Origin of the sequence: Actinoplanes awajinensis subsp. mycoplanecinus (genome assembly GCF_001509495.1) — a bacterium.
Classification (GTDB): Bacteria; Actinomycetota; Actinomycetes; order Mycobacteriales; family Micromonosporaceae; genus Actinoplanes; species Actinoplanes palleronii.
In genome coordinates, this window is sequence record NZ_LLZH01000013.1 from 187234 (window position 1) to 214153 (window position 26920).

General features: G+C 70.6%; 27 protein-coding genes and 2 pseudogenes. 17 read left to right on the forward strand and 12 right to left on the reverse strand.

What is annotated here, in order from left to right; genetic code table 11:
- The first annotated feature begins 108 nt into the window (after positions 1 to 108).
- Together ADL15_RS04205 and ADL15_RS04210 are read left to right on the forward strand one after the other, a co-directional pair.
- Positions 109 to 2079, forward strand: coding sequence for a DUF4132 domain-containing protein (locus ADL15_RS04205; RefSeq protein WP_067685244.1), 1971 nt, complete (start codon positions 109 to 111; stop codon positions 2077 to 2079).
- A gap of 169 nt (positions 2080 to 2248) precedes the next feature.
- Positions 2249 to 2815 (forward strand): RICIN domain-containing protein, encoded by a 567-nt coding sequence (locus ADL15_RS04210; protein WP_067685245.1) that lies wholly within the window; start codon positions 2249 to 2251, stop codon positions 2813 to 2815.
- On the opposite strand, the gene ADL15_RS52645 is transcribed toward ADL15_RS04210, so the two are convergent.
- The 3 genes from ADL15_RS52645 to ADL15_RS04220 form a co-directional block, all read right to left on the reverse strand.
- Positions 2809 to 2961, reverse strand: a complete 153-nt coding sequence (locus ADL15_RS52645) for a hypothetical protein (protein ID WP_157441155.1) — start codon at positions 2959 to 2961, stop codon at positions 2809 to 2811. The two genes, ADL15_RS04210 and ADL15_RS52645, sit on opposite strands and share 7 nt — an antisense overlap.
- Positions 2962 to 3141: 180 nt before the next feature.
- Positions 3142 to 4902 carry a cellulase family glycosylhydrolase gene (locus tag ADL15_RS04215; protein WP_067685246.1) on the reverse strand — a complete coding sequence of 587 codons (1761 nt, stop codon included), beginning with the start codon at positions 4900 to 4902 and terminating at the stop codon, positions 3142 to 3144.
- A gap of 80 nt (positions 4903 to 4982) precedes the next feature.
- Positions 4983 to 5438, reverse strand: coding sequence for a hypothetical protein (locus ADL15_RS04220; RefSeq protein ID WP_067685247.1), 456 nt, complete (start codon positions 5436 to 5438; stop codon positions 4983 to 4985).
- A 208-nt stretch (positions 5439 to 5646) separates the two neighbouring features.
- On the opposite strand from ADL15_RS04220, the gene ADL15_RS04225 reads away from it, so the two are divergent.
- From ADL15_RS04225 to ADL15_RS04240, 4 genes are all read left to right on the forward strand, one after another.
- Entirely contained in the window at positions 5647 to 7125 is a 1479-nt protein-coding gene (locus ADL15_RS04225) for a multicopper oxidase family protein (protein ID WP_067685248.1), read from the forward strand.
- Positions 7126 to 7236: 111 nt separating this feature from the next.
- Positions 7237 to 7629, forward strand: coding sequence for a hypothetical protein (locus tag ADL15_RS04230; protein WP_067685249.1), 393 nt, complete (start codon positions 7237 to 7239; stop codon positions 7627 to 7629).
- Positions 7630 to 7660: 31 nt separating this feature from the next.
- A complete protein-coding gene (locus ADL15_RS04235; protein WP_067685250.1) occupies positions 7661 to 8779 on the forward strand; it encodes a hypothetical protein in 1119 nt (372 codons plus the stop codon).
- A gap of 71 nt (positions 8780 to 8850) precedes the next feature.
- Entirely contained in the window at positions 8851 to 9627 is a 777-nt protein-coding gene (locus tag ADL15_RS04240) for an SAM-dependent methyltransferase (protein ID WP_067685251.1), read from the forward strand.
- 57 nt (positions 9628 to 9684) lie between these two features.
- On the opposite strand, the gene ADL15_RS04245 is transcribed toward ADL15_RS04240, so the two are convergent.
- Complete coding sequence (locus ADL15_RS04245; protein ID WP_083970887.1) at positions 9685 to 10524, reverse strand: EamA family transporter; 840 nt, start codon at positions 10522 to 10524, stop codon at positions 9685 to 9687.
- Between the two features lie 71 nt (positions 10525 to 10595).
- On the opposite strand from ADL15_RS04245, the gene ADL15_RS04250 reads away from it, so the two are divergent.
- A complete protein-coding gene (locus tag ADL15_RS04250; RefSeq protein WP_067685253.1) occupies positions 10596 to 11309 on the forward strand; it encodes a LysR substrate-binding domain-containing protein in 714 nt (237 codons plus the stop codon).
- Here the strand turns inward: ADL15_RS04250 and ADL15_RS04255 are convergent.
- From ADL15_RS04255 to ADL15_RS04265, 3 genes are all read right to left on the reverse strand, one after another.
- Positions 11233 to 11739, reverse strand: a complete 507-nt coding sequence (locus ADL15_RS04255) for a VOC family protein (protein WP_067685254.1) — start codon at positions 11737 to 11739, stop codon at positions 11233 to 11235. The genes ADL15_RS04250 and ADL15_RS04255 overlap by 77 nt on opposite strands.
- A gap of 69 nt (positions 11740 to 11808) precedes the next feature.
- A complete protein-coding gene (locus ADL15_RS04260; RefSeq protein ID WP_083970888.1) occupies positions 11809 to 12663 on the reverse strand; it encodes an SDR family oxidoreductase in 855 nt (284 codons plus the stop codon).
- Complete coding sequence (locus ADL15_RS04265; RefSeq protein ID WP_394326909.1) at positions 12660 to 13817, reverse strand: acyl-CoA dehydrogenase family protein; 1158 nt, start codon at positions 13815 to 13817, stop codon at positions 12660 to 12662. The genes ADL15_RS04260 and ADL15_RS04265 overlap by 4 nt, the downstream gene beginning before the upstream one ends.
- 79 nt (positions 13818 to 13896) lie before the next feature.
- Between ADL15_RS04265 and ADL15_RS04270 the strand changes: the two genes are divergently transcribed.
- The 7 genes from ADL15_RS04270 to ADL15_RS04300 are packed head-to-tail and all read left to right on the forward strand — an operon-like array spanning position 13897 to position 20512.
- On the forward strand, positions 13897 to 15450 hold the full coding sequence (locus tag ADL15_RS04270; RefSeq protein ID WP_067685257.1) for a FadD3 family acyl-CoA ligase: 1554 nt from the start codon (positions 13897 to 13899) through the stop codon (positions 15448 to 15450).
- Positions 15443 to 16270, forward strand: a complete 828-nt coding sequence (locus tag ADL15_RS04275) for an enoyl-CoA hydratase (RefSeq protein ID WP_067685258.1) — start codon at positions 15443 to 15445, stop codon at positions 16268 to 16270. The genes ADL15_RS04270 and ADL15_RS04275 overlap by 8 nt, the downstream gene beginning before the upstream one ends.
- Positions 16267 to 17361, forward strand: a complete 1095-nt coding sequence (locus ADL15_RS04280) for an acyl-CoA dehydrogenase family protein (RefSeq protein ID WP_067685259.1) — start codon at positions 16267 to 16269, stop codon at positions 17359 to 17361. The genes ADL15_RS04275 and ADL15_RS04280 overlap by 4 nt, the downstream gene beginning before the upstream one ends.
- A 46-nt stretch (positions 17362 to 17407) precedes the next feature.
- Positions 17408 to 18379 carry an acyl-CoA dehydrogenase family protein gene (locus tag ADL15_RS04285; RefSeq protein ID WP_067685390.1) on the forward strand — a complete coding sequence of 324 codons (972 nt, stop codon included), beginning with the start codon at positions 17408 to 17410 and terminating at the stop codon, positions 18377 to 18379.
- Positions 18376 to 19356, forward strand: coding sequence for an acyl-CoA dehydrogenase family protein (locus ADL15_RS04290; protein WP_083970915.1), 981 nt, complete (start codon positions 18376 to 18378; stop codon positions 19354 to 19356). The genes ADL15_RS04285 and ADL15_RS04290 overlap by 4 nt, the downstream gene beginning before the upstream one ends.
- A gap of 27 nt (positions 19357 to 19383) precedes the next feature.
- The gene (locus ADL15_RS04295; protein WP_157441156.1) at positions 19384 to 19695 is read left to right on the forward strand and encodes a hypothetical protein; all 312 of its coding nucleotides are present in this window, start codon (positions 19384 to 19386) and stop codon (positions 19693 to 19695) included.
- A 43-nt stretch (positions 19696 to 19738) separates the two neighbouring features.
- The gene (locus ADL15_RS04300; RefSeq protein ID WP_157441157.1) at positions 19739 to 20512 is read left to right on the forward strand and encodes a septum formation family protein; all 774 of its coding nucleotides are present in this window, start codon (positions 19739 to 19741) and stop codon (positions 20510 to 20512) included.
- 321 nt (positions 20513 to 20833) lie between these two features.
- Here the strand turns inward: ADL15_RS04300 and ADL15_RS04305 are convergent.
- The 5 genes and pseudogenes from ADL15_RS04305 to hsaA form a co-directional block, all read right to left on the reverse strand.
- Positions 20834 to 21292 (reverse strand): annotated as a pseudogene (locus tag ADL15_RS04305) (flavin reductase family protein); the annotation flags it as partial.
- Between the two features lie 159 nt (positions 21293 to 21451).
- Positions 21452 to 21535, reverse strand: a pseudogene (locus ADL15_RS57350) (monooxygenase); the annotation flags it as partial.
- The gene (gene hsaC, locus ADL15_RS04310) at positions 21532 to 22437 is read right to left on the reverse strand and encodes an iron-dependent extradiol dioxygenase HsaC (RefSeq protein WP_067685263.1); all 906 of its coding nucleotides are present in this window, start codon (positions 22435 to 22437) and stop codon (positions 21532 to 21534) included. The gene hsaC and the pseudogene ADL15_RS57350, both read right to left, overlap by 4 nt.
- Positions 22434 to 23258: a 4,5:9,10-diseco-3-hydroxy-5,9,17-trioxoandrosta-1(10),2-diene-4-oate hydrolase gene (hsaD, locus tag ADL15_RS04315; RefSeq protein WP_067685264.1), complete on the reverse strand. Its 825-nt coding sequence runs from the start codon at positions 23256 to 23258 to the stop codon at positions 22434 to 22436. Before hsaD ends, hsaC begins: the two co-directional genes overlap by 4 nt.
- Positions 23259 to 23265: 7 nt before the next feature.
- Complete coding sequence (gene hsaA, locus ADL15_RS04320; RefSeq protein WP_067685265.1) at positions 23266 to 24438, reverse strand: 3-hydroxy-9,10-secoandrosta-1,3,5(10)-triene-9,17-dione monooxygenase oxygenase subunit; 1173 nt, start codon at positions 24436 to 24438, stop codon at positions 23266 to 23268.
- Between the two features lie 100 nt (positions 24439 to 24538).
- Here hsaA and ADL15_RS04325 point away from each other — a divergent pair, with 100 nt between their 5' ends.
- The 3 genes from ADL15_RS04325 to ADL15_RS04335 are packed head-to-tail and all read left to right on the forward strand — an operon-like array spanning position 24539 to position 26897.
- Positions 24539 to 25672: a Rieske 2Fe-2S domain-containing protein gene (locus ADL15_RS04325; RefSeq protein WP_067685266.1), complete on the forward strand. Its 1134-nt coding sequence runs from the start codon at positions 24539 to 24541 to the stop codon at positions 25670 to 25672.
- Positions 25669 to 25917 carry a hypothetical protein gene (locus tag ADL15_RS04330; protein WP_067685267.1) on the forward strand — a complete coding sequence of 83 codons (249 nt, stop codon included), beginning with the start codon at positions 25669 to 25671 and terminating at the stop codon, positions 25915 to 25917. Before ADL15_RS04325 ends, ADL15_RS04330 begins: the two co-directional genes overlap by 4 nt.
- Positions 25917 to 26897: a ferredoxin--NADP reductase gene (locus ADL15_RS04335; RefSeq protein ID WP_067685268.1), complete on the forward strand. Its 981-nt coding sequence runs from the start codon at positions 25917 to 25919 to the stop codon at positions 26895 to 26897. Before ADL15_RS04330 ends, ADL15_RS04335 begins: the two co-directional genes overlap by 1 nt.
- Positions 26898 to 26920 lie beyond the last annotated feature (23 nt).

The window sequence follows — 26920 nt, forward strand, 5'->3', positions numbered from 1 at the left end:
GCTGGCGGTCGGCCCGACGGGCGAAACTGCGACCTCGCGCGCGATTTCGCAGCGTTCTGCGCCAGCCGGGGTTGATCTTCGAGCGGATGGATGAAATAGGTTGCCGGGATGTCGTTCGCACTGCCCGAGCCCATCGAGTCGTTGCCTCCGTTGCTGACCGCCCCGCCGTGGCGGGATCGCGGCCGAGTGAAACCGGTCCGGCTGAGGCTCGATCCAGTCCGGCCGGCGGAGTCAGTCCAGTGGCTGCCGGGTGAGCGGGAGAACTTCCTCGCGTCACCATTTCACCAGTTCGGTGCCGGGGTGGCGGCACTGCCCGCGCTGCTGGAGCAGGCCAAACAAGCACCCGCCGCGGTGATCGGGTTGTTGCAGCCCTTCGAGGCGCCGGTGTTGCCGTGGCTGATGAACTACTGGTTCGTTCACCGACCGGAGCAGCGGGTGGCGGCCTGGGCCTGGCTCGATCGGCACCCACATGCGGCCGCCGGTGATCTCGTGCCGCGCTCGCTTGGGTCGAGCCACGCCGACCGGCGCCGCGCCGAACTGGGCGTGCGCGCGCTGGTGGACGGCGGGCATGGCGACACAGTGCGCGGCGTCGCCCGCTCACACGGCCCGGCGGCGGCCGCTGGGCTGGAGACCATGCTGGCCACCGACCCGCTGCAGTGGCTGCCGGCAAAGCTGCCGTCCGTGCCTGCGTGGGAGGAACCGGCGCTGATCCCGCCGGTCCGGCTGCGCGACAAGTCGCGCGTGCTGCCGGCCGAGGTGCTCACCGATCTGGCGATGGTTCTCGCCTTGGGCGTCACCGACCACTATCCGGGGCTGGCACCGACCGCCGCGATGCTGGAGCCGGCCGACCTCGCCGAGTTCGGCTGGGCGCTGTTCAAGTTGTGGCAGGCGAACGGTGCCGACGCCAAGCAGTTGTGGGTGTTGGAGGCGCTCGGCATGGTTGGTGACGACGAGACGGCTCGCCGGCTGACCCCGCGAATTCTGAGCTGGCCGGGAGAGGGCGGGCACGCTCGTGCCGTCACGGGGTTGGAGGTCCTGGCCCAAATCGGCACCGAGGTGGCGTTGCTGCAGTTGTCCGCCATCGTTCAGCGGAGCCGCTACAAGGGACTCAAGGTCGCCGCCGAGCAGACGATGACCCGCGTTGCGGGTCGGCTGGGCCTGAGCTCGGAGCAGTTGGCCGACCGGCTGGTCCCGGACTTCGGCCTGGCCGCTGAAGGGGGCCTGGTCCTCGACTACGGTCCCCGCCGGTTCACTGTTGGCTTCGACGAGCGCCTGACGCCGTACGTGCAGGATACTGCCGGTAAGCGGCTCCGGGCGCTGCCCAAGCCGGGGGTGCGTGACGATGCTTCGCTCGCCCCGGAGGCATTCCAGCGGTTTGCCGCGTTGAAGAAGGACGTACGCACCGTCGCCGCCGTACAAGTGAGCCGGTTGGAGCGGGCGATGGTGGCCGGATGGCGCTGGAGCGTGGCCGACTTCCGGCTGTTCGTCGTGCAACACCCGTTGCTTTGGCACGTGGCGAAACGTCTGGTGTGGGGCGTCTACGACGGTGACGGAGCGCTGGTCGGCACGGTTCGGGTCGCCGAGGATCGCACCCTGGCCGATGTGCATGACGAGCGAGTCGAGCCGGCGGCCGGGACGACTGTAGGCGTGGCCCATCCGCTGCATCTCGGCGCGACGGGTCCGGGTTGGGTCGAAGTATTTGCTGACTACCAGATCTTGCAGCCGTTTGCGCAGTTGACGCGGGAGGTCTTCGAGCTCGGCGCGAACGAGGCGGCAGGCCCGGATCTACTCCGCTTCCACGGCCGCACGGTGCCCACCGGCAAGGTGCTCGGGCTGGAAAGGCGCGGCTGGCGGCGGGCATCACCGATGGACGGCGGAGTGCAGAGCGAGATCGAGGTCCCGGTGGGCGATGGCCGGATCTTCTCGCTGACGCTATCGCCGGGCATTGCGGTCGGTGCGGTGGACCTCTTCCCCGAGCAGACCCTCGGCTCGGGCAGCCTGGGAGGCGCCGTGCTGGGGCGGCTCGACCCGGTGACCACCTCGGAGATCTTGCGAGATCTAACGTCGCTGACAGCGTAGATACCGCCCAAGCGGTCGTGAAAGAACATGGACCGGCTGCCGCCATGTAGCGGTCAGCCAGCGTCCGAGCGCTCGATACGCCAATCCGACGCCGTCCGATGGATGACAGTCCGATGCGGGCGCGTCTCATAGCCTCACCGTGATCGAAGTCGATCTATTGAGGAGAGCCATGCGTATCGGCAGACTGCCCACCGCGATCGCCACCGTCGCCCTTTCCCTGCTCACCCTGCTCGTCGCCCCGGCGGCGGCGCAGGCCGCCGGCCCGATCTACATCAGCGTGCTCAAGCCGACCAGCACCAGCCCGACCCGAGTCCTCGACATGACCGGCTGGTCGATGGACAACCTGACCCAGGCGCAGCTGTGGATCTACCGGAACCAGGACGAGGTGCGTAACCAGCGCTGGTATGTCGACCTCATGTACAAGGACTCCGGCATGGGCGTCTACCACCTGCGCAACGCGCTGAGCAACAAGTGCCTGGACCGCCGCCTCGACGGCTCGCTGGACAACGGGGACGTGGTGCAGCAGTACACCTGCAACAACTCGAGCAAGAACCAGCAGTGGCGCGCCCACATGATCCCCCAGCAGACCGGTGACACGAACCTGAACTGGGTCCGTCTGGAGAACATGTCCGACGGCCGGTGCCTCGACGTCACCAATGCCAGTCACACCGACGGCGCGAAGCTACAGGTGTGGGACTGCGGCTGGGCCTGGAACCAGCGGTGGAACATCTACTGACCGGGGACCACGGAGTTCACTGGCAGCGGCCGGACGTGGTGATCGACGGACAGCCGCACCGTCGCCACCCCGGCGCGGCTGTCCGAGGACACGTCGACGTCGTAGGTGATCCTGGCCCACAACACCAGGATCACCACCACAGCCATCGAGTCAGCGAGACCACTCCCGCCGCCAGGTAGCGCTCAGCCGACGCCCGAGCGGGCGCCGGCCAGGCCCGCCACCATGAGTGCGATGCCGGGCACGGTTGCGCCATAAACCAGCAGTCCGACGCCGGCGATCACGAAGCCGCTGATGACCAACCCGGCCGGGGTTCGGTAGATCTGGGGTTAAAAACTGCTGGAAGCCCAGCTCAGCAGTTCGGTGCGGGCGGACGTGAGTGTTGCGGCGGGGATGCTCGTGGTGTCGGCGGTGTTGACGATCAGGGCGACGTGGATGGTGCCGGACGCGGAACCCGGCGCGGTCAGCAGGAGGCGCTGGGCGGTGCTGGCGCCGGTCTCGGTGGTGGCGGTGATCGCGCCGGAGGCCGGGATGCCGGAGACCGCGCCGAGGTCGCTGACCACCGTGGTGCGGGCCGGCAGGAACGAGCCGGGGAGATGAATTTCGGTCGGGGCGGTGATGCCGGTGTCGCGCCAGACCAGCACGCCGTATTGACGGGCGGCGACCAGCGACGCGATCGTGGTGAGGCGGGCCGGAACGGTCAGCCAGGCTCGCTGGGTGCCGGCGCCGGCGAACCCGTCACGGGCCAGGTCCTCGTAGCCGAAAGCCAGGGTGTGCCCGGCGACCGCGGACGGGTAGAGGCGGTCGAGCACGCGGCGGTCCAGGCGCAGGGCACCGGCCGCGATCACCGAGTGGTCCTCGCCGTTCCAGGCGTCGCCGCTGGTCTGCACCTTGTTCGGATTGCCGTTCATCAGTTCGGAGTGCCGGCCGCTGTAGACGTCCCAGTGCCACTGGGTGGCGGAGAGGACGGCGCCGGAGGTGGCCGCGTTGTTCCAGAACGTCGCGCCGGAGAGCCGGGAGTCGAGGCCCTGGTACATGGCGCGGATCATCCACGGGGTGCGGGAGCTGCTCATCGCATTGCCGAATTCGGACACGAAGCCGGTGGTGCCGAGGCCGGTGGCACGGTCACGGATGCGGTTCATCGCCGCGGAGTAGGTGCCGTCGCCGGCCGCGGTCGGGTCGACGGTGATCCGGGCGCCGTCGTAGTAGTGGCTGTTGAAGACGTAGCGGCCGCCCAGCGCGGGAATCGTCGAGAGGCCGCCGGCCTCGCCGAACGTGGTGTTCCAGAACACCAACGGCTCCGCGTAGAGCGGGAGGGCCGACCAGCCCGCGCCGTCCATCACGGTGCGGAACTTCTGGTAGAACGGCAGCAGGAAATTCTGCTCCCAGGTGGTGCCGGACGCGCCGTCGAGGCCGCCGTCGAACGGCTCGTTGAACGGGTCGACGCCGAGCAACATGCTCTTGGGCAGCGCATTACCGAGGTAGGTCAGCGCGGACGACGCCTGGGCGAGATACGCGTCCTGCACGCCGTAGTTGTTGTGCCAGAAGTCGTAGGCGGCTTTGCGGACGGCGTTGTTGGTCAGCATGTTCTGGCCCCAGAGCACGCAGATCCCGCACGACTCGGCCGGGTAACTCCCCTTGTCGATCACCCACTTCGGCGCGCCGTCGCCGGTGTACCAGCTGCCGGTGTTGAACAGGTACGACGCGTAGAGGTCCTGGTGGTAGTCGAGCAGCACGTGGATGCCGCGGTCGGTGAACTGCTTGATCTGGGCGGCCGCCCGGCTCAGATAGGCGGTGTCGATCGTGGTCGCGGTGGGCTGGACACCCTCCCAGCTGATCAGGAAGCGGATCGCGTTGGCGCCGGTCTGCTCGCGCATGATCGTGGCCGAGGTGGCCGCGTCGGCGGTGGTGCGGAACGGCAGCAGGCTGCTCTCATGGAGTTTGGTGCTGCCGGAGACGTTGAAACCACGGAAGGTGAGCTCGCGGCCGTACGGGTCGGTGAACCCGTTCGCGGCGGCGAGTGCGGGCCTCGGCACAGTGACCATCAGCCCCAGGAGCATCAGCACAAAGATCCATCGCGCTCGCACCATGTATCGAACGTAATCGATTGATTACGGAAGGCAATGACCCGAATGCGCGTCAGGTGTACCGGCCCCCGGGGCAGGTCACCTCAGGAGATCGCGACGCAGGCCTGTGCCGCGGTGTACTCGTCGGCCAGCAGCGTGCCGCAGAGGAAGGTGTTCGCGGCGACCTCGGCCACCGGGGTGAACGCGGCGCTCGCGGCGCCCGAGGTGCAGGCGCTGGTCTCGACGTTGCCGAACTCGGCGCCGGTCGCGTCGGCGCCCGAGACGCGCAGCATCACCTTGCCGGTGCAGGTCGACGAGGGGGTGAAGACCACCGTGACCCCGTTGATCGTGGTGTCCGCGGCGTCGACCGTCGTGCACAGCTTGCCGACCTCGTCGCCGGCCGGGGCCGTGACCAGGAAGACCGCCTCGCACTGACTGCCGCCGGCGGCCGTGGTGCTCCCCGGCGTGGAGGCGGCGTTCGCGATCGCGACGCCGAGACCGGTGACCGCGAGCAGGCAGGTCGTGATGATCGCGCCGTTGAACAGGGTACGTCTGCGCATGAGTGTTCCTTTCCGAGAAGCCGAACTGACGCCGTTCACCGTGGACAGACATTCTCTGAGATCCATGTGAGACGGTTGTCAGGAGGCTGTGCGGGACGCTTTTCATTCAGCCCGCACACAATTAGCGACGCTTTCCTGTATCTGATCTGTGGATTTTGATATCTCCCGCATAGCCATTCCACAGTGTCTATTCCTAGCTTCATCGACCATGACCGAACGATCGGCTCCGGCCCACACCGCCCTCACCCGCCGCGGCTTCCTGCGCGGCATCAGCGCGCTCGCCGTCGCAGGCGCCTCCTTGAGATTCGCCGCCCCCGCCCGGGCGGCCACCGCCTCCGGCAGCCTGACCGTCCCGCCCCTGCTCGAATCCACCACCGACAGCAGCGGGACGAAGGTGTTCAAGCTCAGCATGGAGTCCGGCACCACCGAGATCCTCAGCGGCGTCACGAGCGCGACCTGCGGCTTCAACCAGGCGTTCCTCGGCCCGGTGCTCAAGGTGAACCAGGGCGACACCGTGCAGATGGACATCACCAACAACCTCGACGACGTGAGCACGGTGCACTGGCACGGCGCGCACATCCCGCCCTCGGTCGACGGCGGCCCGCAGAACACCATCGACGCGGGCGGGACGTTCTCGCCGTCCTTCGAGATCAATCAGGCGGCGTGCACGCTGTGGTTCCACCCGCACGCACTGGGCACCACGGCCGAGCAGGTCGCCAGCGGACTGGCCGGGATGCTCATCGTCGACGACGACACCGACGGCGCGGCCGCGCTGCCCAGCACCTACGGCACCGACCAGTTCCCGCTGATCGTGCAGTCGAACCCGGTCAGCACGGCCGGGGCGCTGCTGTTCACGACCGCCGGCGAGACCGCGAGTACAACGTCGTTCCCGCTGCTGGTCAACGGGTCCAACGTGGGGGTGGACGGCACGCCGACGCTCACCGTGGACGCGAGCCGGGTCCGCTTCCACGTCCTCAACGCCTCGATCGCGGACATCATCACCGTCACCCGCTCCGACGGCGCCACCTTCACCCAGGTGGCGACGGATGCGGCGCTGTTGTCGAAGCCGCTCTCGGTCGCCGGTCTGCAGCTCGTGGCCGGCGAACGGGCCGAGATCTGTATCGACGTCACCAGCGGGGACAGCGTGACCCTGCAGGCGACGGTCACCGCCGGGGGCGCGCGGGGTGGCAGCGGCACGTCCGCGATCGTGACCCTGACCTCGAGCGCCACGGCGGCGGCCGACGAGCTGCCGAGCTCGCTCGCCACGTTCACGGCGTTGGACGTGAGCAGTCCGGACGCCACTCGTACGATCGCGTTGTCCAACCGCGGCAACAGCATGCTCATCAACGGGGTGGCCGGCACGACGATGGCCGCGATGGAAGCGGCCGGGATCATGACGACGCTCGGGGCGACCGAGGTGTGGACGATCACCAACGCGACCGGGCTGACCCACTCGTTCCATTTGCACGACGTACCGTTCCAGGTGTTGACGGTCAACGGAGTCGCGCCGACCGGCGGTTATGCTGAATGGAAGGACACCATTCTGATCGCGCCGCAGAGCACGAATGTCATCGCCATGCAGTTCACCGATTATGCGGACAACACATTCGGCTACATGTTGCACTGCCACAACACCGTGCACGAGGACGAGGGCATGATGACCATGCTGATGGTGATGACCGGCTGACCGTCTCCGTGGGCGATCAGCGGAGGCGGTCGCCGGGACTGCCCACCGGTCTGATCAGATACGCGCACGGAGCTCACCAAGCGGTTCAGCGACGACCAGTACGCCAAGGCGTTGGAGTCATGGTCGTGGCTGGACCTGCGGGGCAAGACGCCCCGCTTCGCCTCGCTGTTCGGGAACATCTTCCTCGAGGACGAACAGGGCACGTGGTGGTTCCTCGACACGATCGGCGGCGAGCTCCTGGCCGGATGGGTGAGTTACGCCGACCTGATCGCCGACCTCGAGACGGAGGACGGCCAGGACCAGTACCTGCTGGGCACCCTGGCCATGGCCGCATTCCACCGGCGCGGTCTGCGGCTGAACGACGACGAGGTGTACGCCTACGCGCCACCGCCCATCGTGACCGGCAGTTTTGCCGCTGACGAGATCCAGGTGTTCCGGTTCTCCGTCGTCGTCAACGTGGCGGGGCAGCTCCACCAGCAGCTCCGCAGCCCGGTGGCGGGCTGACGATCCCGCCGCCTGTATTACGCTGCCGCGCATGCCGCTGCCCGCTGACCTCCGCGCCTGCCTGACCGACCCGGATTTCTGGCGCGCCTACTTCTTCGAGAACGACACCACCGAGGACGAAGACGACGACGACTACGACGACTCCTCGATCGTCGTGGAGTTCTCGGTGGGTGGTGGCTACGGCCTGGTCCTCGACATCTGCGTAGGGCTCCGGTCGATCAACCTGGCGATGCGTACGCCGGACAGTTCCGAGCCCCTGGACCTGGGTTGGGATGATCAGGCGCACTGGCACCCTGACGCCCTGCGGTGGGCCGAGCTCGACCTGATCGCCCGCGCCGCCGCCGTGCTCGACCACACGCTCCGGCATCCCGGACCGGTCCTGGCCCTCGCCGGGCGGTTCGTCGTTCTCGGCTCCGGCGACGATCTGGACGCCGTCACCCCGATGATGGACGCCGCTTTCGGCACGCCGCCCGCACCCCAGGCCGATGTGGACCCGGAGGTTCCGATGCTGGACGTCGACTTCGGCCCGCCCCGGCCCGTCGAGACGTGGTGGCCCCGGACCCGGGACTGGCTGCACCGGATCGACGGCCGGTACAACGGGGTGGTGTGGCAGCAGGACGAGGCCGGAGTCTGGACGGTTCACCAGGACGAGGCCGAGAACATCGACCGTGACCTGTACAGCCTGCGCGGGCCCGACGGCGATTTCCCGTTCGCCGCCTGGCAGGAGCTGATGGCCGCGGCCGAAGCCACCCTGAAGACGGCCGACCTGCCCACCCCGGAGAGCCCGATCGAACAATGCTGGATCGACGAGGAGCGCACCGCCGCGCCCCGCGGATCACTCGTCGCGGCCCGCAACGGTCCGAGCCCGCTGCGCGACTCCCGCCGCTACCTGTTCACCCTGAAGCTGCCCGTGGCAGGCCGGTCGAAGGACTACCCGGTGGAGGTGCGCACCGATCTGAACCGGGCTCTGCGGCAGGCGGATCTCGGCTGGGCGGAGAGCAGCGGCTCCACGGTGATACCCGGAAGCGGGCAGACCGCAGCCGGCGTCAGCATCGGCGTCACCGGCGACCTCGACTCGGGCGTCGCCGTGATCCGGCAGGTGCTGGCTCGACACCGCGCCGACCCCGCTGGACTGACCGCCGGTCACTGATGCCGGCCCGGCCCGATTCATCGACCGGCGCCACTCCCGAAGCCCGCGGGCAGTGCCTAGGATCGCCAGCTATGACCGATCCCAGCATCGACGTGAACCGGCCGAGCAGCGCGCGGGTGTGGAACTACCTGCTGGACGGCACGGACAACTACGCCATCGACCGGGAGCTGGGCGACGCGCTCCGCTCGGCGAACCCGGCGATCGCGGCGGTCGCCCAGGCCCAACGGAGGTTCCTGATCCAGGCGGTGACGCTTCTCGCCGGCGAGGAGCGCATCCGGCAGTTCCTGGACATCGGCACCGGACTCCCGACGGCCGACAACACCCACGAGGTCGCGCAGCGGGTCGCACCCGGATCCCGGGTCGTCTACGTGGACAACGATCCCCTCGTCCTGGTGCACGCCCGCGCGCTGCTGACGAGTTCGGCGGAGGGCGAGACCGCCTACATCGACGCCGACGTGCACGACCCGGAGCGGATCCTGACCGAGGCCGCCCGGACGCTGGACCTCAGCGAACCCGTGGCGCTCACGATGATCGGCATCCTGGGCAACGTCGCCGACTACGCCGAGGCCCGCTCGATCGTCGAGCGGCTGCTCGCCGCCGTGCCCTCGGGCAGTTATCTCGTGGTGAGCGACGGGACGAGCACCAGCGCGCAGAGCGTGGAGAGCCAGCGGGTCGCCAAGCAGAACGGCCACCCCTACAACCTGCGCACACCCGAGGAGATCGGCGGCTTCTTCCAGGGCCTGGACCTGCTCGAACCGGGTGTGGTGTCAACCTCGCTGTGGCGGCCGCAGCCGGGCACGACACCGGAGGCCCTCGACGTCTACTGCGCGGTGGGCCGCAAACCCTGACCGCGCCGGGTCGGTTCTGGCCGGCCTGCTCGGCGGCACGACGGTGCCGACGACCAGTCACTCCGTGGGCCGCGTCCGCACGGCGCCGATGTTGGCGGCGATGACCAGCGCGATGGCCAGCCCTTCCACCGCGGTGAGCTGCTGGTGCAGGACGACATAACCGGCGATCGCCGCAACCGCGGGCCCCAGGCTCATCAGCACGGCGAAGGTCGCGGTGGGCATGCGGCGTAGTGCCAGCAGCTCCAGGGTGTAGGGCAGCGCCGACGACAACAGCGCCACCGCGGCACCCATCGCCAGAACGTAAGGATTCACCAGCGCGGTGCCGGCCCCGAGCGGAAGCGTGATGACCGCGGCGGCGATCATCGCCAGGGCCAACCCGTCAGCCTTCGGGAAGCGCTGCCCGGCCCGCGCACTGGCCATGATGTATCCGGCCCAGACAGCGCCCGCCGCGACCGCGAAGCCGATCCCCGCCGGGGTGAGCCGATCGGATCCGGTGCCGGTCAGCAACGCCACCCCGCCCGCGGCCAGGCCGGCCCACAGCCAGCTCGCCGCGCGGCGGGCGGTCAAAACCGACAGCACGAGCGGCCCCAGCACCTCCAGCATCACCACCGGACCGAGCGGGATCCGCGCGATCGCGTGGTAGGCCAGCGTGTTCATGCCGGCCAGCGCCACACCGAACCCGCCGATCAACAGCCAGTCCGCGCGCCGATAGCCCCGCACGCGGGGCCGGCACACCGCCAGCAGCACGAGCGCCGCGATCGTCAGCCGCAGCGTCACGACGCCGTCCACCCCGACCCGGGGGAACAGCAGCGCCGCGACCGCGCCGCCGAACGGGCCTGACAACAGCGCTGCCAAGACCAGCCCCACCGCCTCGGTGGAGTAACGAGCTTCAGTCATGCTTTTCGACGCTAGGAGTCACCCCGCTGGCCACGGAAATGCCGATTTTGCTGCGGTTATGCTCTGTGGTTATGACCGTCGAGCTGCGGCATCTGCGCGCCTTCCTGGCCATCGCCGCCGAAGGCACGATCACCCGCGCCGGGACCTGGCCCCTGCGCATCGGCCACGCCTGGTCGGCGCTGGGCGAACACACCACGCCCCTGCTGCGGCTCTGGAAGCAGGAGCACCCGGACACGCCTGTGCAGCTCCTGCGCGTCGACGATCGCCTGGCCGGGCTCGGACACGGCACCGTCGACGTCGCCGTCATCCGCGGCGAGGCCGACCTGCCCGCCGAGGTGGACACCGTGCTCCTGCTGTTCGAGGCGCGCGTCGCCGCCGTCGCCGCCGACAGCCCGCTCACCCGGAAAGCCCGGCTCACCCTGCACGATCTGGTCGCCGAGCCGATCGCCGTCAACACCATCGCCGGCACCGCGACCCTCGACCTCTGGCCGGCCGACGACGCGCCGAACGCCACCGTCGAGGTCGCCAACACCGACGACTGGATCGCCGCCATCGCCGCCGGCCACGCGGTCGGCGTCACCACCACCGCCACCGCGGCCACCTATCCGAACCCCGCCGTCACCTACCTCCCGCTGATCGACGTACCGGCCGTCCCGGTCCACCTGACCTGGAGGCAACCGCCGAGCCATCCCGCCGTACCGGATCTCGTCAACCTCGCCCGGAGGCTCCTCCTCGGGGAAAGAACTCGGTCTCGGGCCGCTGCAGGTATTCCATCGCCGCCGTGAACTGCGGGTCGGCGAAGCGCCGCGCCAACTCCTCGGGCGTCACGTCCTCGATCCGGCTCTGGATCCACCACACGTTGCCGAACGGGTCGCGCACCCGCCCGACCAGGTCGCCGAACGCCAGATGTGTCACCTCCGAGATCGACACACCGCCCGCCTCGACCGCTCGGCGGTGCACGGCGTGGGCGTCCTCGACGTAGAGCCGGAGAAACGCGGGCGTCGCCGGCCATCGCGGGTCAGCGTCGAAGAGCATCACGATCGCGTCGCCGATGCGCACCTCCGCGTGCCCGATCAGCCCCCGAGCGTCGATCACCCGGCCCAGCTCCTCGGCACCGAACGCCTCGCGGAGATAGTCGATGACCGCGGCCGCGTCACGCGAGACGATCCACGGCGTGACGGTCGTATAGCCCTCGGGGATCGCCTTGACAGACATATCGGATGGCTCCTCTCCGAACGGAATGCGTCCGGAAAAACTAGCCGTCATTCCGGCCAGTTTCCGTCCTCATGGGTGCTGGCTGCTCACCGAGATCACCTCGCCGGTCAGATAGGACGCGTAGTCGCTGGCCAGGAACGCCACCACGGTCGCGACCTCCCACGGCTGCGCGGCCCGGCCGAACGCCTCGCGCCCGGCCAGCTCGGCCAGCTCCGGTTCGCTGATCACTTTGCTCAGGAACGGGTGGGTGGCCAGGCTGGGCGCGACCGCGTTGACCCGGATGCCGTGCGCGGCCACGTCGAGCGCGGCGCACCGGGTGAACGCCATGACGCCCGCCTTCGCCGCCGCGTAGTGCGCCTGCCCGGCCTGCGCCCGCCACCCCAGAACCGACGCGTTGTTGACCACCGCTCCCCCGCCGCCCTGCGCGATCATCTGCCGCAGCGCCGCCCGCGTGCACCGGAACGTGCCACTCAGGGTGACATCGAGGACCCTCGACCATTCATTGTCGGTCATCTCGTGGACCGGCCGTTCGCCGCCGAGCCCGGCGTTGTTGATCATGACGTCCACCCGGCCGAACTCCGCCGCCGCGCCACTCACCAGGGCGGTCACCTCACGGTCGTCGGTGACATCACAAACCAAGGACCAGACCCTTTTTCGGTACGACGTGAGCAGCCGATCGCGCGCCGCCCCGAGCCGGCGCTCATGGCGGTCGCTGAGCACCACGCAGGCCCCCTCGGCGAGGCAGCGCTCCGCGATCGCGGCACCGATCCCGGTCCCGGCTGCCGCAGTCACCACGACCACCTTGTCCTGCAGCAGCCCGCGTCCCGCCGGCGGCCCGATCACCGGCGGCCCGGCCGGAGAAGGCTCCCGCGGCGGTCCCGGCCCCGTCCACGGACCTGAGCTCGGCGGCTGGCCCGGCGTCATCGGCGGTCCTGGCGGGGCAATCCCAGGACTCGCTCGGCCAGGATGCCGCGCTGGATCTCGTTCGACCCGCCGTAGATGGTGTCGGCGCGGCTGAACAGAAACAGTCTGCGCCACCTGTCGACATCGGGGTCACCGGGAACCGCGGCCACCCCGGCCGGCCCGAGGACCGTCATGGCCAGCTCGCCGAGGCCCTGCCGCCAGCGGGACCAGAGCAGCTTGATGACCGTGGCGGTGCCGGCGGACGGCGGCGCCGACAGCGACCGCAAGGTGTGCGCCCGCAGCACGGTCAGGTCGATCCAGGATCGGGTCAGCCGCTCGCGCACGCCGGGATCAGCGGCCGCGCCGGTGCGCCGGGCCAGCGCCACCAGGTCGTCGAGGTCGCGCTGGAAGCCGACCTGCTGGCCGACCGTGGCCGCGCCGCGTTCGAAGCCGAGCGTGGCCATCGCCACCCGCCAGCCCTGGCCGGGCTCGCCGACGACCAGGTCGCGGTCGGTGCGGGCGCTGTCGAAGAAGACCTCGTTGAACTCGCTGTCGCCGGTGAGCTGGCGGATCGGGCGGACCGTGACGCCGGGCTGGCGCATCGGCACCAGCAGATAGGACAGGCCGGCGTGCCGGGAGGCGCCCTCGGGCGGCGGCGCGGTGCGGGCCAGCACGAAACACCAGTCGGCCACGTGCGCCAGCGACGTCCACACCTTCTGACCGGTGAGCACCCACTGGTCGCCGTCGAGCCGGGCCCGGGTGGCGACGGCAGCGAGATCCGAACCCGCGCCGGGCTCGGAATAGCCCTGGCACCACAACTCCGTGGCCGCGGCGATGCCGGGCAGGAACCGCTCCCGCTGGCGGGTGGTGCCGAGCTGGATGAGGGTGGGACCGACCATGGTGACGCCGATGTGGTCGACCCGGCTGGGGGCGCCGGCCTTCGCGCACTCCTCGTGAAAGATGACCTGACGCTCCAGGGACGCGCCCTGCCCGCCGTGCTCGACCGGCCAGGCCAGGGTGGACCAGCCGGCGGCGGCCAGCCGGCGGGTGAAGGCCAGGCGCCTGTCGAACGCCTCGTTCTCCCGGCCCGCCCCGCCGGCGCCGCGCAGGTCGTCGGTCACGGTCGCGGCGAGCCACGCCCGGACCTCGCGCCGGAAATCCTGATTGTCGTCCACTGGCGACGCCTCCCGCTTCGCACGTAAGCTCACCCTACCAAGCACTTGCTTGGTCGGCCACGAGCGAGCGGAGGGTGCGATGGCCTCGACGATCCCGGCGGCGGTGGCCCGAGCCGCCCACGACTTCGGCTCGACGCCGGCCGTGGGCGCGCTGACGTACCGAGAATTGCTCGTCATGGTCCGGCGGGTGGCGCGGGCACTGATCGCGGGTGGGCTGCGGCCGGGTGATCGGCTCGCGCTGTGGGCCCCGAATTCGGCGGAGTGGGTGCTGACCGCGCTCGGGGTGAGTTATGCGGGCGGCACGCTGGTGCCGGTCAACACCCGGTTCACCGCGGTCGAGGCCCTGGAGGTGATCCGGCGCAGCCGGGCCCGGGGTCTGGTCGTGGTCGGCCCGTTCCTCGGTACCGACCGGCTGGCGCTGCTCCGCGCCGCCGCCGACTCCGACTCCGACTCCGACTCCGACTCCGACGAGCGTGGCCAGTCCCGACAGGCCGGTGCCCTCCCCGAGCTGGTCGTGTCGATTCCCGACGGGTGGGCCGATTTCCTGGCTCGGGGTGACGCGGTCCCGGCGAGCGAGGCCGACGCGCGGGCAGAAGCGGTCACGCCCGACGACGTCGCCGACATCCTGTTCACCTCGGGCACGACCGGGCGCAGCAAGGGAGTGATGAGCGCGCACCGGCAGTCACTCGACGTCGCCGCGGCGTGGGCCGGGATCGCCGGGCTCGGCACCGACGACCGCTATCTGGTGGTCAACCCGTTCTTCAACAGCTTCGGCCTCAAGGCCGGCATCCTGGCCTGCCTGGTCAGCGGCGCGACGATCGTGCCGCAGGCGGTGTTCGACGTGGCGCGCACGCGCGAGCTGATCGGCAGCGAGCGGATCACCGTGCTGCCCGGCCCGCCCACCCTCTACACCAGCTTGCTGGACCATCCCGGGGCCGGCGAGCACGACCTGTCCAGCCTGCGCCTCGCGGTCACCGGGGCTGCCGTCGTGCCACCCGCGCTGGTCGAGCGGATGCGCAAGGAGCTGGGCGCCGAGGTGCTCACCGCGTACGGATTGACCGAAGCGGTCGTGGCCACCATGTGCCGCGCCGGGGACGACGCCCGGACCGTGGCCGAGACCTGCGGCCGCGCCGCCGCCGGCTTCGAGATCAAAATCCATCGGTACGCCGGTGAAGTCCTATTGCGTGGGCCGAACACGATGCTCGGTTACCTCGACGACCCGGCCGCGACCGCTGAGGCGATCGACGCGGAGGGCTGGCTGCACACCGGTGACGTCGGGCGGCTCGACGAGCACGGCTATCTGACCATCACCGACCGGCTCAAGGACATGTACATCTGCGGTGGCTTCAACGTCTATCCGGCCGAGGTGGAGCGCGTGCTGGCCGGGCTGCCGCAGGTCGCCGAGTCCGCGGTGATCGGGGTGCCCGACCAGCGGCTCGGCGAGGTCGGCAAGGCGTTCGTGGTGTGCCGCCCGGGCCAGGTGATCACCGAGGCGGAGGTGATCGGTTTCTGCCGGGAGCGGCTGGCCGGTTACAAGGTGCCGCGCAGTGTCGAGCTGCGGGGCGGGCTGGCGCACAACGCCTCGGGCAAGGTCCTCAAATACCTGCTGCGCGAAGAGGCGGCCGATGGCTGACGAGGTGCTCTACGAGCGGCGGGGCCCGCTCGCGGTGGTGACGATGAACCGGCCGCGCTATCGCAACGCGCAGAACTCCGCGATGACGTACGCGCTCGACGCCGCGTTCGGCCGGGCCGTGGACGACGGCGAGGTGCGGGTGATCGTGCTGGCCGGCGCGGGTGAGCACTTCTCGGCCGGGCACGACATCGGCACACCGGAACGGGACGCGGACACGCCGTTCGCGCGCCGGGCGGCACTGTGGTGGGACCACACCGACCGGGCCGGGGCCGACCGGCGGTTCGCCCGCGAGACAGAGGTCTACCTGGGCATGTGCCGGCGATGGCGGGAGATCCCGAAACCGGTGATCGCCATGGTGCAGGGCGCGTGCATCGCCGGCGGGCTGATGCTGGCCTGGGTGTGCGACCTGATCGTCGCCGCCGAGGACGCGTTCTTCGCCGATCCGGTGCTGCGGATGGGCATCCCTGGCGTGGAGTATTTCGCGCATCCGTGGGCGCTCGGGCCGCGCTTCGCCCGGGAGGTGCTGTTCACCGGGGACCGGTTCGGGGCTCACCGTGCGTACGACATAGGGATGGTCAATCGGGTCGTGCCCCGCGCGGACCTGGAGCCGGAGGTGATCGCGCTCGCGGAGCGCATCGCGGCGATGCCGCCGTTCGGTCTCGCGCTGGCCAAACGCGGCCTGAACCAGTGCGAGGACCTGATGGGCATGCGTGCCGGGATGGACGCGGTGTTCGGCCTGCACCACCTCGCGCACGCGCACAACGCCGAGGTCACCGGCGATCCCCTGGCCGGTTTCGATCAGAAGGCCATGAAGCGGTGAACCTCGACCTGCCACCCGATGCCCTGACGTTCCGTGACGAGGTCCGGGACTGGCTCGCCGCGAACGTACCCGCCGAGCCACTGCCCCACGTGGACACGCCGGACGGCGACGCGGCGCACCGGGCCTGGGAGCGGCGGCTCGCGGACGCCGGCCTCGCGGTGGTGTCCTGGCCCGCGCGGTATGGCGGGCGGGACGCGCCGGCGCTGCACGCGCTGCTGTTCGAGGAGGAGTACCACGCCGCCGGGGCGCCGATCAGGATCGGTCAGAACGGGCTGTTTTTGTTGGCGCCGACGCTGTTCGCGGACGGTACCGCGGAGCAACGCGAGCGGATCCTGCCGCCGATGGCGCGCGGTGATCAGGTGTGGGCGCAGGCCTGGTCGGAGCCGGAGGCGGGCAGTGACCTCGCGGCGATCCGGTCCCGCGCGGAACGGGTCGAGGGCGGCTGGCGGCTGACCGGGCAGAAGACGTGGAGTTCACGGGCGGTGGTGGCCGATCGGGCGTTCGGGCTGTTCCGCAGTGATCCACGCGCGGAACGGCACCGGGGGCTGACCTATCTGATGGTCGACCTGCGCGCGGCAGGGGTCACGGTGCGGCCGATCCGGCAGCTCGGCGGGGAGGCCGGGTTCGCGGAGATCTTCCTGGACGACGTGTTCGTGCCGGATGCCGACGTGATCGGCGCGCCCGGTGACGGGTGGCGGGTGGCGATGAGCACCGCCGGGCATGAACGCGGGCCGGGATTGCGGAGCCCGGGACGGTTCAGCGCGGCGGCACGGCGGCTGGTGGCGGCGTGGCAGGAGGGCGGGGATCCGGGTCTGCGGGATCGGGTAGCGGATGCCTGGATCGGGGCTCAGGCGTATCGGATGCATGCGTTCGCCGGGGTCGCCGCGTCGCCCAGCATGGTCAAGCTGTTCTGGTCCGAGCTGGATGTGGGGCTGCACGAGACCGCGCTGGAGGTGCTCGGGCCGCGAGCCGAGATCGACCGGGCGTGGGCCGACGGATATCTGTTTGCGCTGGCCGGGCCGATCTATGCGGGGACCAACGAGATCCAGCGCGACATCGTCGCCACCCGGGCGCTGGGCCTGCCGCGATGATCCGCCAATCTTCGGTTGTCGCTGGCCGGGCGCTGGGGTGGCCGCGATGAGGCTGGTTCCGTCGCTGGAGCAGGCCGCGTTTGCCGGCTCGCTGCATGACCTGTTGTCCGGGGCCGAGGTGCCGGCGGCCGCGGACAGGTGGGCCGACGGGGATCACGGGCCTGGCCGGCGGGTGTGGGAACGGCTGGCCGGGGCGGGGGTCACCGGGCTCGCTGTGCCGGAGCGGTGGGGTGGACTCGACGCCGGGCCGGCCGACCTGGTCATCGCCGCCGAAGAGCTGGGGCACCACGCGGTGCCGGGGCCGGTGGCCGAGACTCTCGCCGCCGTGCCCGCCCTGCTGGCCGGGCTCGGCAAGCCCGGCAGGTGGCTGCGAGCGCTGGCCGAGGGGAAGGTCTTGGGCACGCTTGCCGCGCCGCCGTGGCTGCCGTATGCCGTCGATGCGGACGCTGCTGACGTGGTGCTTTTCGCCGATCGGGGCGCGGTCGGGGCGGGCGGGATCGGCGCGGCTCACTCCTCGCTCGACCGCACGCGGCGGCTGTTCGAGGTGGTTCCGGCCGGACCGCTGGAAGCGTGCCCCGCAGTCGGCCGGGCCCTCGACCTCGGCGCCCTGGTCTGTGCCGCACAGCTGCTCGGCGCCGGGCGGGCCTTGCTCGAGGTGGCGGTGGCGCACGCTCGCAGCCGGGCCCAGTTCGGCGGGCCGATCGGACGGTTCCAGGCGGTGCGGCATCGGCTGGCCGACGTTGCGGTCGGGCTCGAGTTCGCGCGGCCGCTCCTCTACGCGGCTGCGGTGACCGTCACGCCCCGGGACGTCTCGGCCGCGAAGGTGGCCTGCTCGGACGCCGCGAACCGGGCCGCCCGCGCGGCGCTGCAGGTGCACGGCGCGATCGGCTACACCCAGGAGCACGGCCTCGGCCGCTGGCTGACAAAGGTGCGCGCGCTGAGCCTGTCCTGGGGCACCCCGGCCGACCACCGGGCGCGTGTGCTGGCCGAGCTGGCCAAGGAGGACGGATGGAACTGAGTGACGAACATCGGGCGCTTCGTGACGCCGCGCGGGGACTGCTCGCCGCGCGCCCCGATCCGCTGTGGCCACGACTCTGCAAGGAGATCGGCGTCGCCGGGCTGGCGGTGCCCGAGCAGCACGGTGGCGCCGGTGCCACCCTGCTGGAGTCCCAGGTCGTGCTGGCCGAGTTGGGGCGGCAGCTCACCCCGTCGCCGATGCTCGGCAGCGCGGTCCTGGCCACCCAGGCGCTGCTGCGCGCCGGTGCCACCGACCTGCTGCCGTCGCTGTGCGCCGGTGAGCGGGTGGCGGCACTGCTGCTCCTCGGCGATCACGCGGTTTCCGGAGGGGGGCGGCTGACCGGCGAGGCCCGCCAGGTGCTCGACGCCGAGACGGCCGACGTCCTGCTGGTAGCAACCGGGGACGCGCTCTGGGAGGTGGCGGCCGCGGACGTCACCGTGCAGCACTGCGATCTGCTCGACCCCACCCGGCCGCTCGCCGTGGTGCGTTTGGACGACGCGCCCGCCCGGCGGCTGGGTGGCGATGCCGGGTTGCTGCCCTGGCTGCGCGACCTGGGCTGCGTGGCGTTGAGTGCCGAGCAGATCGGCGCCGCGGCCCGGGCTTTCGAGCTGACCCACGACTTTGTCCGCCAACGGGTGCAGTTCGGTCGTACCATCGGGTCTTTCCAAGTGATCCAGCACCGCCTGGCCGAGGCGTACCTGAGGCTGGAAACCGCGACCACCGCATCCTGGACCGCCGCCGAAGCCCTGGCCACCGGCTCTCCCGAGGCCCCGACGCTGGCCGCGATGGCCAAGGTGCACTGCTCGGAGGCGCTGCAGGCGATCGTCGCCGAGATGATCCAGATGCACGGTGGCATCGCGATCACCTGGGAGCACGACGCGCACCGCTACCTGCGCCGCGCCTACGCCGACGCGCAGCTCTTCGGCGCGCCGTCCGTCCACCTCGACCGCCTGTCCGGCACGCTGCTGCCCACCTGACTCGCCCGCGGGGCATACGATCCTTCGATGGAAGAGCCCGATCGGCCGTCAAAGGCCCGGTCCATGGTCGGACTGGGTGTCGCCTTCGCTCTGCTGCTGGTGCCGGCCGGTGGCGTTGCCCTGTTCGCTCTGGTCGTCAGCGCCTTCGAGGTCGGCAGCCGGGTCCTGGCGCTGCTCGCGGCGCTGGTCGCGGGCGCGGGTGTGGTCTGCGGTGTGCTGGCGTTGGCGGCCGGTTCCAGCGGAAAGGCGGAACGCGCCCGGCAGCTGATGACCGCCGACTTCCTGATCACCTTGGGCGCTGTCGTCGGCGCGATGCTCATCCCGACGCACGGCGAGTAGAGCCGTTTGGTCCTACGCGGCACTGACCACTAAGTTGACCGCCGTGAATGGTCAACACGGGGGTTTCGTGCCGCAGGCGTCCGACGGCACACAGAGCAGCGAGCCGCAGCCCTACCCGGAGCAGGCTTACCCGGCACAGCCCTACGCGGCGCAGCCCGTAGCGCCGCAGGCTTACCCGGGCCAGCCGGGTCCGGCGCAGCCCGGAACGCCGCAGGCCTACCCGGCGCAGCCTTACCCGGCGCAGGCCGGGCCGCCGCAGGTCGGACCGGTGCCCGAGCCGGGTGTGCAGTTCGGACAGCCCTGGCCTGACTCGGCGGAACGGTCCCCCAGCAAGCCGCCGCGCAGCCCGCGCACCGTCTGGGGCACGATCAAGACGCTGATCGGGGTCGGTATCGTCGTGGCGTTCGCGGGTGGCGTGTTCTACACCCACGTCATCGACCCCGATCGCGACGACGCCGGCAACGTGCGGGGGGACCGGTCGATCACCTATGCCGATGTCCGGGTCGGCGACTGCGCCAAGCTGAACCCGTTCATCCGCCAGGACAGCAACGTCGACGTGACACCGTGCACGAGCACGCACAACGCCGAGGTCGTCGCGCGCCACACCATGCCGAAGGGTGACTGGCCGGGCGAGGACGCAGTCGACAAGACCGCGACGACCGAGTGCTCGAAGCAGCTGGAGTCCTACGCGGGCAAATCCGCCGACGTCGAGCCGATCTTCGCGGTGCCCACCGAGTCGACCTGGAGCCGCGACCGCGACATCGTCTGCTTCGCCTATCGTTCCGGCGGCGGCCTCACCAAGTCGCTGCGCAAGTGAGCGGCCCGCGCTGATCAGATCCGGTCAGCGCGCCCCCGGCGGCTCCCGACCGTGCGAAGCCAGCTCCCCGCTCAACCGCGCCGACCGCTGCGTGGGGACTTTCGGCGCGCTCCGCACCACAACTTCACACGCTCCGCTGTTTCAGGCGCTGCGTGGGGACTTTCGGCGCGCTCCGCACCACAACGCTCCGCACCACAACTTCACACGCTCCGCTGTTTCAGGCGCTGCGTGGGGACTTTCGGCGCGCTCCGCACCACAACTTCACACGCTCCGCTGTTTCGGGCGTTGCGTGGGGACTTTCGGTGCGTGGCGGGCCGCTGCTCAGATCCAGTCGGTGTGGCGGGGCCAGGCCAGCAGGGTGTCGACCACCTCGGTGGTGGCCGACGGCGGTGGGGGCGCGGCGGTCCGGTACCGGCCCTGGAAGAACAGCAGCGGCCCGCCGTCGCGGCACTCGCCGAGGGTGAGCACCCGGCCTACCACGATCACGTGGTCGCCACCCGGGTGCACGGCCTCGACCCGGCACTCGGCCCAGGTCAGCGCGTCGCGCAGGATCGGCATGCCGCCCGGTGACGGGGTCCACGCGACGCCGTCGAACTTGTCCGGACGGCTCGTGCCGAACGCGCGGGACAACTCGTGGTGGTCCTCGCCGAGCACGTTGACGCAGAACAGCCCGGTGTCCTGGATCCGCTGCCACGTCTGCGAACCGGCCTGCGGGCAGAACAGCACCAACGGCGGATCCAACGACAGCGGCACAAAAGCCTGACACGCAAAGCCAGCCGGAAAAGCCCGGCCACCCGCCAAAGCCGCACCGCCAGCCGACCCCAGACCACCCGCCGCACCGCCAGCCGCCCGACCACCCGACGACGCCGGGCCGCCAGCCGACCCCAGACCACCAGACGACGCCGGGCCACCAGACGACACCGGGTCGGTGGATGACGCCGTTGTGACGATGGTGACGCCGGTGCAGAAGTGGCCGAACACCCGGCGGAACTCGCGCGCGTCCACCTCCACCGCGACGGTCACCCGTGGCCGCCCGCGGCGAACCGATGGCCCCACACGCTGTGCGCGGTGGTCTGCCGGGCCACCCACGTGTCGTCGTCGACGGTGAGCCCGGCCGTGCCGTATTCGATGTCGAAGCCGCTCGGTGTGCGTACGTAAAAAGAAATCATGTTGTCGTTGGCGTGCCGGCCGAGCGTGGAAATCATCGGGGCCTTGTGCCGCGCGCAGCGGTCGATCGCCCGGCCCACGTCGTCGATCGACGCCGTCTCGGTCATCAGGTGCACGAGGCCGCTGGGCGCGGGGATCGGCGCGAGCGCGACACTGTGGTGCCGCGGCCCGCAGCCGAGGAACCGCATCCACAACGGTTTGTCGTTGGGCGGCAGCCCGATGGTCTCCGGGATCAGCCGCATCGAGTCGCGCAGGCGGAAGCCGAGCACCTCGGTCCAGAACCGCAGCCCGGCCTCGTCGTCGAAGGACGGCAGCACCACGTGCCCCATCCCCTGCGCACCGGTCACGAAGCTGGTCCCGTAGCGGCTCAGTGCCGGCCGGGTGTCGAGGGCCGCGCCACAGAAGAACTCGAGCCGGTTGCCGGCCGGATCGTCCACGCTGATCATGCGATCCACCCGCCGGGCGGCGAGCTCGTCGTCGCCGGCCGCTTTGAAGCCGACGCCGGCCGCTTCCAGGGCGCTGGCGAGCTGCGCAAAAGAAGATGGTGACGCCAGCTCCCAACCACTCGCGGCGAGCCGGTCACGCTCGCCGGGCACCACCACGATCCGCGCGGGCAGCTCGTCCATCCGCAGGTAGACCGCGGACGCGTCCGGGCCACGGCCCTCGACCATGCCGAGCACCGTGACACCGAACTCCCGCCACGCGGGCACGTCGGTGGCCTCGACCCGCAGGTAGCCGAGCGATCGAATGAGACTCATGACCGGTCCCCTTCCAGCGAATCGAACAGGAAATCGAACGCCAGGCGATGGAACTCGTCGAACTTCTCCAGGTGCGCCCAGTGCCCGCAGCCGCCGAAGACGTGCAGCCGGCAGCGGCGGATCAGCTTGAGCGCGACGAGCGCGCCGTCGAGCGGGTTGACCCGGTCCTCGCGGCCCCACACCAGCAGCACCTCGTTGCGCAGCCGGTGCGCGTCGCGCCAGAGCAGGCCCTCCTCGAAGGACGCGCGGTCGGTGAAGGAGGCCCCCATCGCGCGCATGGCCTGCAGCGCCGCGGGGGTGGAGGCGGCGGCGAACCGCTCGTCGATCAACTCATCGGTGATCAATTTAGGATCGACCACGAGGGTACGAAGGAAAGCCGCCAACCGTTCCCGGCTGGGCCCGGCCCCGAACGCACCCAGTCGCTTGACCCCCTCGGTCGGGTCGGCGGCGAACACGTTGAGGCTGAGCCCGCCCGGCCCCATCAGCAGCAGCTTCCCGGCTCGGGCCGGGTGCCGCAGCGCGAACCGCACCGCGGTGCCCCCGCCGAGCGAGTTGCCGACCAGGTCCACCCGGTCGAGCCCGAGCTCGTCGAGCAGCTCCGCGAGCGCGTCGGCGGCGTGCGTGAAGTAGTGCCCGGTCAGCTCACCGAGCTCGGACCCGCCGTAACCAGGCTGGTCGACGGCGAGGGTGTCGAAGCGTTTGGCGAAGACCGGGACCGACCGCCCGAAATTGCTCATCGCCGACGCGCCCGGCCCGCCGCCGTGCAGCAGCACCAGCGGGGGCGCGCCGGGTGACCCGGCTCGGTGGAACGCGAGAGTCATGGCCGCCTCACATCATCGCGTCGGCGACGGAGAGGCCGAACTCGCCGCGGCCGAACATGGACAGGGCTCGCTCCGGATCGTTGATCGCGTGCACCCGGCCGGCGTGCGCGTCGCGCCAATACCGCTGCATCGGGTGGCTGGAGTAGATCGCCCGGCCGCCGGAATTCTCGAACAGCCGGTCGACGGCCTGGATCGCCAGCTCGGTGCCGCGCACCTGGTCGCGGCGCACCCGCAGGCGCAGCCGGGCCGGCAGCTTCTCCCCCGCGCTGGCGAGCGTCATCAGCTCGGTCATGTCGGCGGTCAGGGCCAGCCAGGCGGCGTCCAGGTCGGCGGCCGCCCGGGCCACCCGCACCTGCGAATACGGATCCTCGGCGGCGCGCACCCCGGCATACGCCGCGCGGACCCGCTCGCGCATGTAGCTGACGTGCGCGTCATACGCCCCGGTGGCCATACCGATGATCGGGGTGGTGATCGTGTACGGGAAGATCGACCCGTACGGGATCCGGTAGAGCGGCGCGGTGTTCAGCTCCTGGCCGGGGCAGACGCAGCGGGCGGTGTCACCGAAGCTCAACGACCGGTACGCCGGGACGAACGCGTCGGCCACCACGATGTCGTTGCTGCCGGTGCCGCGCAGCCCGACGGTGTGCCAGACGTCCTCGACGGTGTAGTCGTCGGCCGGCAACAGGAACGTGCGGAAGTCGGCCGGCGTCTCGCCCTCGCCGGGCACGATGCCACCGAGCAGCACCCAGCTCGCGTGCTCGCAGCCGGAGGAGAAGCTCCAGCGGCCACTCACCCGATAACCCCCGTCGACCGCGGTGATCCGGCCGGTCGGCGCGTACGACGAGGACATCAGCGTGCCCGGATCGTCGCCCCAGACGTCCTGCTGGGCCTGGTCGGGGAAGAGTGCCAGCTGCCAGTTGTGCACCCCGATCACCGAGGCGACCCAGCCGGTGGACCCGCAGGCGGCGGCGATGTCGCGCACGCAGCCGAAGAACGTCACCGGATCGGCCTGATAGCCGCCGAACCGGGCCGGCTGCAGCAGCCGGAAGAAGCCGGTGGCGGCGAGTGACTTGATGCTCTCGGTGGAGATCGTCCGGCGGTCCTCCGCCTCCTGGGCGCGGTCGCGCAGGACCGGCACCAGCTCCTGAACCCCGCGTGCGACGGCGATGGCGCCCTGCATGAGATCCCCTCTCATCGGCCTGGCTCGCGCACTCAACGGTCCCTATACTAGAACACGTTCTACCTGACGGGCTACCGCCCCGAGAGCTGGGGAGCGCAAGATGACCGACGGCGCGACAGCACGCACGATCGACACCGGGGTGCCGCCGCTCAGGTTCGCCCGCGGCTGGCACTGCCTGGGCCTGGCCGACTCGTTCCGCGACGGTGCGCCGCACGCGATCGAGGCGTTCGGCACCAAGCTGGTGGTCTTCGCCGACTCGGCGGGCGCCCTGCACGTGCTCGACGGGTATTGCCGGCACATGGGCGGTGACCTGACGATGGGCACGGTCAAGGGCGACGAGATCGCCTGCCCGTTCCACGACTGGCGCTGGCACGGCGACGGCCGCTGCGCCGCGGTGCCCTACGCGCGCCGGGTTCCGCTGCGCGCCCGCACCCGCTCCTGGCAGACCCTGGAGCAGAACAGGCAGTTGTTCGTCTGGCACGACCCGCAGGGCGCCCCGCCACCGCCCGAGGTCACCATCCCGCGGATCGAGGGCGCGTTCTCCGACGAGTGGAGCACCTGGACCTGGGATTCGATCCGGATCGACGGCGCCAACTGCCGCGAGGTGATCGACAACGTGGTCGACATGGCGCACTTCTTCTACATCCACTTCGCGTTCCCGACGCTCTTCAAGAACGTGCTGGAGGGTCACGTGGCGGCGCAGTTCCTGCAGACCCGGCCCCGGCCGGACGTGCCGGTCACCGCGCGGCAGGCCGGCGACGCGACGCTGCGCTCCGAGGCGGCCTATCACGGCCCGTCCTACATGATCGACTACCTGTTCAACGACTACCGCGGCTTCAACGTCGAGTCGGTGCTGATCAACTGCCACTACCCGGTCACGCCGACGTCGTTCGTCCTGCAGTGGGGTGTGATCGTCAAACGGCTGCCCGGCCTCACCACCGAGCAGGCGGCCCGGGCCGCGACGAAGTTCGCCAAGAGCATCGGGATCGGCTTCGAGCAGGACGTGGAGATCTGGAAGAACAAGAGCCGCGTCGACAACCCGCTGCTCTGCGCCGAGGACGGCCCGGTCTACCAGCTCCGGCGGTGGTATGAGCAGTTCTACGTCGACACCGAGGACGTCACCGAGGACATGGTGGCCCGCTACGAGTTCGAGGTCGACACCACCCGCGCCGTCGAGACCTGGACCGCCGAGGTGGAGGCCAACCTGCAACGGCAGGCCGGGTCGGCGCCGTGACCCGGGCCGGCACCCGCACCGAGCGGCAGGAATACCTCGAGGGCGGCCTCGAGGAGCTGGCCTGTGAGCGCTGTGCCGCGGTGGTCCGGGTCCGCAAGTCCAGCCCGCAGCAGACCAGCGTGCAGTGGAGCACCGCGGCCGTCCGGCAGTGCACCACCCCGCTCGGCGCGCTCGTGCCCCGCTGCCCGGCGCTGCACGCCAGCATCGACGACGCGGTGCGGGCCGGCCGCCTGGACATTCCCTGATGGCGTACCGGCTGCGGGTCGCCGAGGTCATCGCCGAGACGGCCGAGGCACACTCGCTGGTGCTGGCCGTGCCGCCGGAGCTGTCCGCGACGTTCTCCTACCTGCCGGGGCAATACCTGACCGTCCTGGTGCCGCACGGCAGCGGCAGTGTGGCCCGCAGCTATTCGCTGTCCAGCTCGCCGCACACCGACACCAACCCCAAGATCACCATCAAACGGGTACGCGACGGGCAGGCGTCCAACTGGCTCTGCGACCACGTCCAAGCCGGTGACGAGCTGGAGCTGTTGCCGCCGGCCGGGGAGTTCACGCCCGGCTCGCTCGACGACGACCTGCTGCTGCTCGCCGGGGGCAGCGGCATCACCCCGGTGATGGCGATCATCAAGTCGGTGCTCGCCCACGGGCACGGGCGGCTCGCGCTGGTCTACGCGAACCGCGACGAGTCGTCGATCATCTTCGCCGGCGAGCTGGCCGAGCTGGGGCGGCGTCACGGTGACCGGCTGCGCGTGACGCACTGGCTGGACCACGAGCGCGGCGCCCCCGACCCGGGCGCGCTGGCCGCGGTCGTGACGCCGTGGGCGGGGCTCATGGCGTACATCTGCGGTCCTGAGCCCTTTGTGGCGATCGCCCGCGAGGCGCTGCAGGAGGCCGGAGTCCCGCATGATCGCGTGCGGGTCGAGCGTTTCGCGTTCGAGCAGGTCCGCACGGCGGACGCGACCCTCGAGGTGGAGCTGGACGGGCAGACCCACCGGTTGGCGTGGCCGACCGGCACACGGATGCTGGACGTGGTGATCGAGGCCGGGCTCAACCCGCCGTTCTCGTGCCGGCAGGGGCACTGCGGCGCGTGCGCGTGCCGGCTGCTCAGCGGGGAGGTCGAGATGATCAACAACGAGATCCTCGAGGAGGAGGATTTCGCCGAGGGGTATGTGCTGGCCTGCCAGTCGGTGGCCCGCAGCGAGCACGTGTCGGTCACGTACTACTGAGTTGTAAGCTTTCAATCCAGAGA